This window comes from Mycobacterium sp. UM_CSW, from assembly GCF_000455205.1.
Lineage (GTDB): Bacteria > Actinomycetota > Actinomycetes > Mycobacteriales > Mycobacteriaceae > Mycobacterium.
This window is the reverse complement of sequence record NZ_AUWQ01000007.1, coordinates 37,341-48,291: the sequence shown is the minus strand read 5'-3', so window position 1 is coordinate 48,291 and position 10,951 is coordinate 37,341. Positions and strand designations below refer to the sequence as shown.

The window sequence follows — 10,951 nt, the reverse complement described above, 5'->3', positions numbered from 1 at the left end:
GCGCGTGCCATGGCCGCTACCCGCGCGGCTTCTCGTTGGCAATGCCGGCTTCTGCCAGTGCCTTGAGCATCAGCTCCGCGACCGCCTGATGGGCTTCGAAATTCCAATGGATGCCGTCGGGATTGCCGCGCCCACTCATAACCTGTTCGGCCACAGCGGCTTTGAGATCCACCAGGGGAATGTCGTGTTGCTGCGCCCATTCCGTGATCGCGGCCACCGTCCCCGCGCGGCCGTGGTGAGCCTTGCCGTACGTCTCGGCGATGTGCACCGACGGCAGCGACGCCACGATCGGAATGCCCGGGCGATTGAAATCGATTGCGCCGCGGGTCTGTTCGAGGTATTCGGCGCTCAGGTGCGGCGGCAGCGCCGACCGGGCCACCGGCGAGAGCCGGGGCTGCAGCCACGCGTAGCCGTCGCGGACCCAGCGCCGCAGCCACGGCGGCCGCACGTAGCGGATCAGCTCGCGCACCGCGGTCGGCAGCACCGAGGGAAGCGAATCCATCCCGCCGGTCGCGAAGATCACCGCACCCGCCCGGGGCAGCGCCGCCCAGGCCCGCGGGTCCTGCGTCGCCGCCCACCAGACATCGCGGCAAGTCCAGCCGATGCGCCCGATCAGTTCCACGTCCCAACCCAGTTGGGTGGCAACGATATTGGGCCAGATGCGCGGGTCGTCGGCGGGCAAGCCGCCGGTGGGCCCGTAATAGGACAGGGAATCGGCGAACACCAGCAGGGTGGGCCTCGCGGGCGCGTCAGAGGACATCGTTGGCGACCTGAGCAGAAGCGTTCCACACGTCCAGGCGCCACCGGATGCTGCCGAAATCGACATCCGAGTCACCGGCATGCCCACTCAGTTGAGCCCAACTGGCGTTGCCCATGCCGCCCAGCATCGGCCAGTTGTCGACCGGCAGCTTGAGCAACGCGGCGGACAGGGCCGCGATCAGACCCCCGTGCGCCACCAGCACCACGGGTCGGTCCGGGCCGTCGGGGTCACCCCATTCCGGCTCGCCGGCCACCAGCTCGGCGACCACCGGCACGCTTCGCGCGGCCACGTCGACCCTGCTTTCCCCGCCGTGCGGCGCCCACCTGGCGTCGTCGCGCCAGGCCAGCCGCGCGCCGGGGGCCTGCGCGTCGACCTCGGTGTGCGTCAGCCCCTGCCAGTCGCCCAAATGGGTCTCGCGCAACCGCGGGTCCACCCGGACCGTCAACCCGGTCCGCTCCCCAAGCGTGACCGCGGTGTCGTAGGCGCGATGCAGGTCCGACGAAACGATCAGCAGCGGCGGCAGCTTGCCCAGCACTTCGGCGGCGGCGACCGCCTGGGCGCGACCGAGTTCGGTGAGCGCGGAGTCCAGCTGTCCCTGCATCCGGCTGCCGGCGTTGAAGTCGGTTTGGCCGTGCCGGAGCATCACCAGGCGGCGGATCCTCATCGCGCGCTCGCCGAGTCTGCAGGACCTTCCGGGTCGTCGAGGTCCACCGAGATCACTGGGCAGTCGCCCCACAGCCGGTCCAGCGCGTAGAAGTTCCGGTCGTCCTGGTGCTGGATGTGCACGACGATGTCGCGGTAGTCGAGCAGGGTCCAGCGGCCTTCCCGGGCGCCCTCGCGCCGCGCCGGGCGGTAGCCGGCCTTGCGCATCTTCTCCTCGACCTCGTCGACGATGGCGTTGACCTGCCGCTCGTTGGACGCCGAGGCGATGACGAAGCAGTCCGTGATCACCAGCTGGCTCGAGACGTCGATGACGAGTACGTCGTTGGCGAGTTTCGAGGCGGCCGCGCCGGCCGCCACCGTGGCCATGTCGATGGCTTCCTGGGTGGCGGTCACGTGTTGTTTCCCGCCGCGAATGTCGTTGGGCGCGTATTGGGTTCGGCCGTTCGGTACAGGCGACGCTTCGACACGTACTGCACCACACCGTCGGGCATCAGGTACCACAGCGGGCGGCCCTCCTCGGCGCGCCGGCGGCAGTCGGTCGACGAGATCGCCAGCGCCGGAACCTCCACGAGGGTCAGCGCGTCCTCGGTGAGCTCGCCGAGGACGCCGGTGACGTGTTCGCGGCGCAGCTCATATCCGGGACGGCTGACGCCGATGAAGCGCGCCAACCCGAACAGCTCCTCCCAGCCCTGCCACGACAGGATCGACTCGAGCGCGTCCGCACCGGTGATGAAGTACAGCTGCGATTCGGGGTTCAGCGCGTGCAGGTCGGCCAGCGTGTCGCGGGTGTAGGTGGGCCCGGCGCGGTCGATGTCGACGCGGCTCACCGAGAACCGCGGGTTGGACGCCGTCGCGATCACCGTCATCAGATAACGGTCCTCGGCGGCGGAAACCTGCCGGCTCTTCTGCCAGGGCTGGCCGCTGGGCACGAAGACCACCTGGTCCAGGTCGAACAGGTCGGCGACCTCGCTGGCGGCCACCAGGTGGCCGTAATGGATGGGGTCGAACGTCCCACCCATCACCCCGAGCCGGCGAAGCTGCTTTTGCACGATTTGCCAGCTTACTTGAGCTCAACAGCGGCACCGATTCCCCAGCTAGCGGCCCCACCGCGCCGAGAGTCACGCCAGCGTGGCGCTGGGCGCCGACGGCCACGCCAGCGTGACGCTCGGCGGATAAAGCCGCGCCGTCTACACCGGCAGCAGTTGGTCGATCACCGCCGCCAACTGCTTGGCGGAGCGGCATTCGTGCATCGTGATGACCTCTTGGTAGCGCGGCACCGCTGAGTCGCCGCTGCCCCACAGGTGCTTGGGTTCGGGGTTGAGCCAGTGCGCGTGGCGGCTGGCGGTCACCATGTCGACGAGCACATCGATGGCCGGGTCGCGGTAGTTGGTGCGCCCGTCGCCGAGCACCAGCAGCGAGCTGCGCGGCGACAGCGCGTTCGGGTGCGCCTGCAGGAACGAGACGAACGCGTTGCCGTAGTCGGAGTGCCCGTCGCGGCTGTACACGCCGGCCTCACGGGTGATCCGCTGAATCGCCACGGCCAGGTCGGCTTCCGGGCCGAACATGTGGGTCACCTCGTCGGTCGTGTCGATGAACGCGAAGACCCGAACCCGGGAAAACTGCTGCCGCAGGGCGTGCACCAGCAGCAGGGTGAAGTGGCTGAACCCGGCGACCGAGCCCGAGACATCGCACAGCACAACCAGTTCCGGCCGGGCCGGGCGGGGCTTGGCCAGCACCACGTCGATCGGCACCCCGCCGGTGGACATGGACTTGCGCAGCGTCTTGCGCAGGTCGATGGTCCCGGCGCGAGAGCGCCGCCGGCGCGCGGCCAACCGGGTCGCCAGGGTGCGGGCCAGCGGCGCCACCACCCGTTGCATCTGGCGCAGCTGCTCGCCGGATGCGCGCAGGAACTCGACGTTCTCCGAAAGCTGTGGGATGCCGTACATCTGGACGTGGTCGCGACCCAACTGCTCGGCGGTGCGCCGCTTGGTCTCGGCGTCGACCATCTTGCGCAGCTGCGTGATTCGCTGGGCCGCCAGCGCTTTGGCGATCTGCTCCTGGGTGGGCGTGGGCTCGTCGCCGTACGGCGCGAGCAGTCCCGCCAGCAGCTTGCCCTCCAATTCGTCCAGCGCCATCGCCTTGAGCGCCTGATACGACGAGAACGACGGGCCGCGGCTGGAACTGTATTTGCCGTAGGCCTCCACGATCCGGGCGATCATCGCGACGAGACGCTCGTCCATGTCGGCCAGTTCGGGGTTTTCGGTGAGCAGCTCCAGCAGCATCTGGCGCATCGCCTCGACGTCGTCGGGCGGCAGGGCGCCGTCCTTGGCCTCGCCGGCCTCCTCCTCGGTGACCACCGCGCGGGCGCCCAGCGCGGCGGGGAACCACAGGTCGAACATGGCGTCGTAGGTTTCGCGGTGGTCGGGGCGGCGCAGCACGGCGCAGGCGATCCCCTCCCGCAACACCTCACGATCGGCCAGGCCGAGGGTGGCCATCACCCGCCCGGCGTCCACCGTCTCCGACGGGCCCACCGAAATGCCTTGCGCGCGAAGCGCTTCCACGAAGCCGACCAGGTGGCCCGGCAACCCGTGCGGGGCGAGCGGGCGGCTGGGGCGGATGCGGCGGGCGGCCATCAGTTGAGCCTCAGTTCTCCCGCGGCGCGTTGCTGGTCGGATTGATGCTTGAGCACCACGCCGAGCGTGGCGGCGACAACCGCGTCGTCGATGGTGTCCAGGCCCAACGCGAGCAGCGTGCGGCCCCAGTCGATGGTCTCGGCGATGGACGGCACCTTCTTCAGCTGCATTCCGCGCAGCACCCCGATGATGCGCACCAATTCCTCGGCCAGGTGCGCCGGCAGGTCGGGAACCCGGGACAACAGGATGCGCCGCTCCAGGTCGGGGCTCGGGAAGTCGATGTGCAGGAACAGGCAGCGCCGCTTGAGCGCCTCGGACAGTTCACGGGTGGCGTTGGAAGTCAGCACCACGAACGGCGCCCGCTCCGCGACGATCGTGCCCAGTTCGGGCACGGTCACGGCGAAGTCGGACAGCACCTCGAGCAGCAATCCCTCGATCTCGATGTCGGCCTTGTCCGTCTCGTCGATCAGCAGCACCGTCGGCTCGCTCCGCCGGATGGCGGTCAGCAGCGGCCGCGAAAGCAAGAACTCCTCGCTGAACACGTCGTCCTTGGTCTGGTCCCAGTCCCCGGAGCCGGCCTGGATCCGCAGGATCTGCTTGGCGTGATTCCACTCGTAGAGCGCGCGGGCCTCGTCGACGCCCTCGTAGCACTGCAGGCGCACCAGGCCCGAGCCGGTGGCCTGTGCGACGGCGCGGGCCAGCTCGGTCTTGCCGACGCCGGCCGGACCCTCCACCAGCAGCGGCTTGCCGAGCCGGTCGGCCAGGAATACGGCCGTCGCGGTGGCGGTGTCGGGTAGGTAGCCGGTCTCGGCCAACCGCCGCGAGACGTCGTCGATGTCGGCGAACAGCGGCGCCGGCCGGGCGGGCACACTCACGATGTCAGGTCTCCTAAGGCTTTGGACGTCAGGCCGGGCGGGTCTGCCCGTCTCCCCACGCGATCCACTTGGTCGAGGTCAGTTCCGGCAACCCCATCGGGCCGCGCGCATGCAGCTTCTGCGTGGAGATGCCGATCTCGGCGCCAAACCCGAACTGCTCGCCGTCGGTGAAGGCCGTCGAAGCGTTGACCATCACCGCGGCCGCGTCGACTCCGTCGCTGAACCGTTGAGCCGCAGCCATATTCGTTGTCACGATGGCCTCGGTGTGCCCGGTGCCGTACTCGTTGATGTGGGCGATCGCCGCGTCGACGCCGTCGACGACGGCCACCGCGATGTCCAAAGACAGGTATTCGCGACGCAGGTCGTCCTCACCCGCGTCCAGGTGAACCGTCACCCCCGCGTCCTGCAGGGCGCCGACCAGCCTGGGCATGGCCGTCCCCGCGATCGCGGTGTCGACCAGCAGCGTCTCGGCGGCGTTGCAGACGCTGGGCCGACGGGTCTTGGAGTTCAGCAGGATCCGTTCCGCCACGTCGAGGTCGGCGGACTCGTGCACGTACACGTGGCAGTTGCCGACACCGGTCTCGATGGTGGGCACCCGGGCGTCGCGCACCACCGCGTCGATCAGGCTCGCTCCGCCGCGCGGGATCACCACGTCGACCAGTCCGCGCGCCTGGATCAGGTGGGTCACCGTGGATCGATCGGCGGCCGACAGCAGCTGAACCGCGTCGGCGGGCAGGTCCTCGCTGACCAGCGATCCGCGCAGCACGTCGACGAGGGCCTGGTTGGACTTCGCCGCCGACGAGCTGCCGCGCAGCAGCACCGCGTTGCCCGACTTGAGCGCCAGCCCGAACGCGTCGACCGTGACGTTCGGCCGGCCCTCGTAGATCATGCCGACCACGCCGAGCGGGACCCGCTGCTGGCGCAGGTGCAGCCCGTTGGGCAGGGTGTAGCCGCGCAGCACCTCGCCGACGGGGTCGGGCAGCCCGGCGACCTGGCGCAGGCCGGCGGCGATTCCGTCGACGCGCTTGCGGTCCAGGGCCAACCGGTCGAGCATCGCGGCGGGGGTGCCGGCGGCCCGGGCGGCGTCGAGGTCTTCGGCGTTGGCCGCCAGGATCCGCTCGGTGTGGGCGCCTATCGCGTCGGCGGCCGACTGCAGCGCCGCGTCCTTGGCGACGGTCGGCAACAACGCCAGCGCGCGGGCGGCGACCCGGGCGCGGCGCGCGGCGTCGTGGACCTCCCGGCGCAAGTCGGGGCGCGTCGGAGCTTGCAGACTCATTTATCCAGGGTAACGGTCCTTAGCGGGCCAGGTCAGAGCGGGCGGCTCACGCGACCCGCTCGCCGCGCCGCGCCTGCCGCACTTTGCTTTGCCGCTCTTCGAGGATGTGGCCGAAGTTCTGTAGCAGCAACGGTTCACGCATCACCAGGTGCTCGATGTGTTCGCGGTCGATCTCCAGCGCGGTCACCTCGTCGAGCGCATACGCGCTCGCCATGTTCGGCTGCCGGGTCAGCGCGGTCAGCCCGAGGAACGAGCCCTCGAGCAGGGTGCTGATCGGGACGATCGACCCGTCGTCGGCCATCGCGGTCAGCTGCACGCGGCCCTCGACCAAAAACGTCATCCCGCCCGGAATCTGACCGGCGTATTCCACGGTTTCGTCCGCACCGTAGCGGACGAGTTTCGCGCACGAATGCAGCGAGCGTTGTTCGTCGGCGTTCAGCCGCAACGCCGGCGCCACCACCGTGCGCAGCGCCTTCTCCACGCGTTCGGGGGTCGAGTAGTCGTCGTCGCTGTTGTCCAGGTGCAGGTCTTCGCGCCGTGCGGCGTACCAGACCCAGCGCAGGAAGGTCGCTTTCGCGGCGCCGTCGTCCGCGGGCGAGGTCAGCCCGATGGAGGTGCGGTATTCGCCGCCGCCGACGGGTACCGAGCGGGGCACCGTGTCGGCCTTCAGCTGTGGCAGCCCAAGGGCCACGCGCGTCAGCATGGCGCACACCCGGTCGGGCGGGTCGGCGGGGGAAAACGTGGTCGTCATGGCCAGCTTGTGGGTGCCCGCCGGCCGGCTGAGGTTGGTGAACGCCGTGGTGGCCAGCACCGAGTTGGGCGTGACGCGCATTCCGCTGCCGGTGTCGATGTGGACGGCCCGCCAGTTCACCTCGACGACACGTCCCTTCGCGGTGCCGGTGTCCAGCCAATCGTTGATCCGGAACGGCTGCTCGAAGAGCATGAACAAGCCCGACACGATCTGGCCGACGGAGTTCTGCAGCATCAGGCCGATGACGACCGATGTGACACCCAGCGCGGTGAACAGGCCGCCGACCCGGACGCCCCAGATATACGACAGGATCAGAACCAGCCCGACGCCGATCATCGCGAAACGCGCGACGTCGAGGAAGATGGCGGGCATCCGCGCCCGCCAGCTGTCTTCGGGCGCGCCTTCGAAAACGGTGGCGTTGAGCCCGGACAGCATCAGCACCAGCACCAGGAAGCCGAAAACCGTGGTGAGGAGCCGCACCGGCACCTCCCCGGCGGGAATCTGCGACGCCTTGACGAGCAGCAGCAAGAGCGCAACGAGGGGGAACAGGTAATTGCGCAGCAGGCCAACCTGCCTCGCAACGCGGCTGTTCCGGCGGACCAGCGCGTGGTGCAGCTCGGTAAGGAAAATCAGCCCGACCGGGAACCCGATCGCGATGCCGATCGCCCAGTAGAACCACGAGGAGTTCCAGGCGTTCATCATCGTTCCGACAACCGGTACATCGCCTGCTCGGTGCCGCCCACCGAGATCGTGCCCGCGGGCGTGAAGTGCCGCACGTCGCGCATGGCCTCGTACACCGGGGTGCTGACGTAGATGCCGGGCTGCGGTGCGCCCCTGTGCATCTGGGAGGCCAGGCTCACCGCGGCGCCCCACATGTCGTAGACGAGGCTCGATCGGCCGACCAGCCCGCTGATGACGTTTCCAGTGTTGATGCCGACCCGAAGGCCCAAGTCGTGGCCGGTCTGGCTGTTGAACCGTTCGATGATGCGGCGCATCTCGACGGCGAAGTCAACGGTTCGGTGAATGCTGTCCAATCGTGGCGTAATCACCCCGCAGGTGGCGAGGTACCCGTTGTGGAAGGTGCGGATCCGTTCGACGCCAAGGGTTTCCGCGGCCGAATCGAACTGCCGGAACAGCTCGTCGACGATCCCCACCAGTTCGTCGCCGGAAAGATCGTTGGAAAGCTCGTCCAGCCCGGCGATGTCCGCGAAGATGATCGCGACGTCCTGGTGCTTCTGCGCGATGGTCGCCTCACCCTCGCGATACCGCTGGACGAGCGACTCCGGCATCAGCGCCAGCAGCAGGCGATTGTTTTCGTTGCGCTGCTCGTTGAGCAGCTCCTCCTTGATTGCAAGGTTCCGGCTCATCTCGTTGAAAGCCGCCGTGAGGTCGCCGATTTCGTCGCGGGTCATCACCGGAATGTTGACGTCGTAGTCGCCGGAGCTGATCTTTCGGGTGCCCTCCTCCAGGCGCCGAACCGGCCGCATCGCCGCCCCGGCGATGAGCATCGAGGCCACGCTTATGACGAACACCAGCGTGGTCACCGCGATAACGAGCGTCTTGCTGAACCTGCCCAGCCGCGCGAAAGCGTCCGAGTCGTCGCGAGTGGCCAGGATCGACCAGTGCAGGTTGGAATCGGGAATATCCAGTGGCGCATACGCTTCCAATTCCTTATTGCCCAAGTAATCGGTGGCGCTCATGGTGCCCGACTCCCCGCGCTGCGCAGCGCGAAAACCCGCGGTAGTGACCGGTTGCACCAACGTCGTGCCGCCCAACCGGATCGCCTTTTCCACGACTTCGGGTGCGGTACCGGCGGCGATCGCGTCCCGCTTGTATTGCTCGGGGTCCTGCAGGAATTCGCGCGAATCCGAACGCATCAGACCGTCGGGGCCGGCCAGATAGGTCTCGGTCGCCGCGCCCATGCCGGCGGCTTCCCAGTGTCTGCCCGCGGTCATGATGTTGTTGATCTTCGCGATCGGCACCGGGAAGGCCATGACACCAACCATCTTGCCGTTCATTCCGACCGGTGAGACCACCCACGCGTTGGGTGCATCGAGCGCCGGCTGGTACGGCTGAAAGTCGGTGATCCAGACGAAATCCACGTCATTGGAACGCAGCGCCTTCTGGTAGGCGTCCTTCAAATTCGATTCCCGATAGGGACCGGTCAGGATATTCGTCCCGAGGTCGGGGCCCTTGCGGACGGAATAGATGACGTTGCCCTGCATGTCCAGCAGCAGGGCGTCGCGATAATCGAAGCGGGTGACGATGCCGCGCATGTAGAAATCGAAGCGCGCATTGGCCGCCGTCCACGCGCTCCCGTCGCCGGCGTCCTCGACCGGCAGCGAGTCGGCGGTCGGTCTCGGCGGCGCGGTGTAGTACGCCTGCACGTACTTCTGCGCCGGGGAAGTCGGCAGGACCGCATTGAGATCGATCGAGTCGCCGGTCACCTTTTTGATCGGCGCAATCATCTGGTTCTCGTAGTAGTTGACCAGCGCCTGCTGCTGGGCCGGGCTGATCGGCGCGTTGGCCAACTGCTCGAAGCCCGCGGTGAGCGACAGCGTGGCCTCGTTGATGCTGAATCCGCCGCTGTAGACGATCAGGGAGTTCGTCACCTCCCGGAACAGCGCCTGCACCTGCCTCTTCTGCGACTCCCGCAACTCGATCAGCCGCTCTGACTCGACCTGCCGCAGCGCGTTGCGGCCGGATATCGCGCCGATGAGGCCGATCACCGACACGCCGAGGATGCCCGAGAGGAGCATCGCGATGAGGATCTTGGACTGGATGCCGAAGCGGAAGCGGTGCCACACCAAGGGCGGACGCGGACCGTGCCGCGGCTTTTCGGGCGATACGGATTCGGGAGCGGATTCCGGCGGGTTTTCAGACGCCGGTTCGGCCATTTTCGGCTCGGTCAACGTCATTTGCCTTTCCCCCTCCTTCCAACCGGATTGAGCACCGATCACGCAGCAGACTAGCGCGCGGACATCACGATATTGGGGATTGCCGAAAAAGGATCAGCGTCAATGGGCCGGCCACCGCCATTGTGTGTGCCCAATTCGGCCCGACTAACGTCGGCATGATGGCGCGGGTCTGCGTGGTCGGCAGCGTGAACATGGACCTGACGTTCGACGTCGACGCCCTGCCGCGGCCGGGCGAGACGGTGTTGGCGTCGTCGCTGACCTCGGCCCCCGGCGGCAAGGGCGCCAACCAGGCCGTGGCGGCGGCGCGCGCGGGCGCGCACGTGCAGTTCGTCGGCGCGCTCGGCGACGACGCCGCCGCGGCACGGTTGCGGGCCCATCTGCGGGCCAACGGCGTTGGGCTCGACGGGATGGTCACCGTGCCGGGGCCAAGCGGTACGGCGGCCATCGTGGTCGATGCCAACGCCGAAAACACCATCGTGGTGGCGCCCGGCGCCAACGGGCGGCTGACGCTGGCAGGCGCCCAAGCGCGCGACGTGATCGCCGGCTGCGATGTGCTGTTGACGCAGTTGGAGATTCCGGTGCCGACGGCGGTGGCGGCGGCGCACCAAGCCCGCTCGGCGGGGGCGGCCGTCATCGTCAACGCCTCGCCCGTCGGCCGACTCGACGACGGCTTGGCCGAGCTGGCGGCCGCCGCCGACGTGGTCATCGCCAACGAAGCCGAAGCCGAAAGATGGCCCTGGCGGTCAACCCATTTGGTGGTCACCCTCGGCGCGCGCGGCGCACGCTACAGCGGAGCCGACGGTGAATTCGACGTGCCCGCACCTGCGGTCAAGCCATTGGATACCGCCGGCGCCGGCGACGTGTTCGCCGGCGTGATGGCCGCCAACTGGCCGCGCGACCCCTGCGCCAACCACGCCTCTCGGGCCGAGCGGCTGACCGCGCTACGCCGCGCCTGCGCCGCGGGTGCGCTGGCCACCCTGGTGCCCGGCGCCGGTGACTGCGCCCCGCGCGCCGACGCGATCGACGCGGCTCTGCGGGAAGTGTTTCGGTGACCGAGAGCCGTGATGTACCCTCG

Annotated in this window: 10 protein-coding genes; 1 reads left to right on the top strand and 9 read right to left on the bottom strand. The window is 68.6% G+C overall.

Annotation, left to right across the window (positions count from 1 at the left end; translation table 11 throughout):
* Positions 1–16 precede the first annotated feature (16 nt).
* The 9 genes from octT to N415_RS03285 all read right to left on the bottom strand — a co-directional run bounded on the left by octT (position 17) and on the right by N415_RS03285 (position 9,717).
* Complete coding sequence (gene octT / locus N415_RS03325) at positions 17–760, bottom strand: diglucosylglycerate octanoyltransferase (RefSeq protein ID WP_068177198.1); 744 nt, start codon at positions 758–760, stop codon at positions 17–19.
* Complete coding sequence (gene gpgP, locus N415_RS03320) at positions 750–1,424, bottom strand: glucosyl-3-phosphoglycerate phosphatase (RefSeq protein WP_068177196.1); 675 nt, start codon at positions 1,422–1,424, stop codon at positions 750–752. Before gpgP ends, octT begins: the two co-directional genes overlap by 11 nt.
* Positions 1,421–1,816, bottom strand: coding sequence for a ribosome silencing factor (gene rsfS / locus N415_RS03315; RefSeq protein WP_068107916.1), 396 nt, complete (start codon positions 1,814–1,816; stop codon positions 1,421–1,423). The genes gpgP and rsfS overlap by 4 nt, the downstream gene beginning before the upstream one ends.
* On the bottom strand, positions 1,813–2,472 hold the full coding sequence (gene nadD / locus N415_RS03310; protein WP_081665045.1) for a nicotinate-nucleotide adenylyltransferase: 660 nt from the start codon (positions 2,470–2,472) through the stop codon (positions 1,813–1,815). The genes rsfS and nadD overlap by 4 nt, the downstream gene beginning before the upstream one ends.
* A gap of 138 nt (positions 2,473–2,610) precedes the next feature.
* Complete coding sequence (locus N415_RS03305) at positions 2,611–4,056, bottom strand: VWA domain-containing protein (protein ID WP_068177194.1); 1,446 nt, start codon at positions 4,054–4,056, stop codon at positions 2,611–2,613.
* Positions 4,056–4,931: a MoxR family ATPase gene (locus N415_RS03300; protein WP_068107921.1), complete on the bottom strand. Its 876-nt coding sequence runs from the start codon at positions 4,929–4,931 to the stop codon at positions 4,056–4,058. Before N415_RS03300 ends, N415_RS03305 begins: the two co-directional genes overlap by 1 nt.
* Before the next feature lie 28 nt (positions 4,932–4,959).
* Positions 4,960–6,207, bottom strand: a complete 1,248-nt coding sequence (locus N415_RS03295) for a glutamate-5-semialdehyde dehydrogenase (protein ID WP_068177192.1) — start codon at positions 6,205–6,207, stop codon at positions 4,960–4,962.
* Positions 6,208–6,253: 46 nt separating this feature from the next.
* Positions 6,254–7,657, bottom strand: coding sequence for a mechanosensitive ion channel family protein (locus N415_RS03290; protein WP_068177191.1), 1,404 nt, complete (start codon positions 7,655–7,657; stop codon positions 6,254–6,256).
* On the bottom strand, positions 7,657–9,717 hold the full coding sequence (locus N415_RS03285) for an adenylate/guanylate cyclase domain-containing protein (protein WP_239645435.1): 2,061 nt from the start codon (positions 9,715–9,717) through the stop codon (positions 7,657–7,659). The genes N415_RS03290 and N415_RS03285 overlap by 1 nt, the downstream gene beginning before the upstream one ends.
* 314 nt (positions 9,718–10,031) lie before the next feature.
* Here N415_RS03285 and N415_RS03280 point away from each other — a divergent pair, with 314 nt between their 5' ends.
* Positions 10,032–10,928: a PfkB family carbohydrate kinase gene (locus N415_RS03280; protein WP_193376397.1), complete on the top strand. Its 897-nt coding sequence runs from the start codon at positions 10,032–10,034 to the stop codon at positions 10,926–10,928.
* Positions 10,929–10,951 lie beyond the last annotated feature (23 nt).

What these genes read in the sequence shown, in the direction of transcription:
- octT (WP_068177198.1), bottom strand. Translation starts at nt 760, where the DNA reads ATGTCCTCTGACGCGCCCGCGAGGCCCACCCTGCTGGTGTTCGCCGAT.
- gpgP (WP_068177196.1), bottom strand. Translation starts at nt 1,424, where the DNA reads ATGAGGATCCGCCGCCTGGTGATGCTCCGGCACGGCCAAACCGACTTC.
- N415_RS03305 (WP_068177194.1), bottom strand. Translation starts at nt 4,056, where the DNA reads ATGGCCGCCCGCCGCATCCGCCCCAGCCGCCCGCTCGCCCCGCACGGG.
- N415_RS03295 (WP_068177192.1), bottom strand. Translation starts at nt 6,207, where the DNA reads ATGAGTCTGCAAGCTCCGACGCGCCCCGACTTGCGCCGGGAGGTCCAC.
- N415_RS03290 (WP_068177191.1), bottom strand. Translation starts at nt 7,657, where the DNA reads ATGAACGCCTGGAACTCCTCGTGGTTCTACTGGGCGATCGGCATCGCG.
- N415_RS03285 (WP_239645435.1), bottom strand. Translation starts at nt 9,717, where the DNA reads ATGCTCCTCTCGGGCATCCTCGGCGTGTCGGTGATCGGCCTCATCGGC.
- N415_RS03280 (WP_193376397.1), top strand. Translation starts at nt 10,032, where the DNA reads ATGATGGCGCGGGTCTGCGTGGTCGGCAGCGTGAACATGGACCTGACG.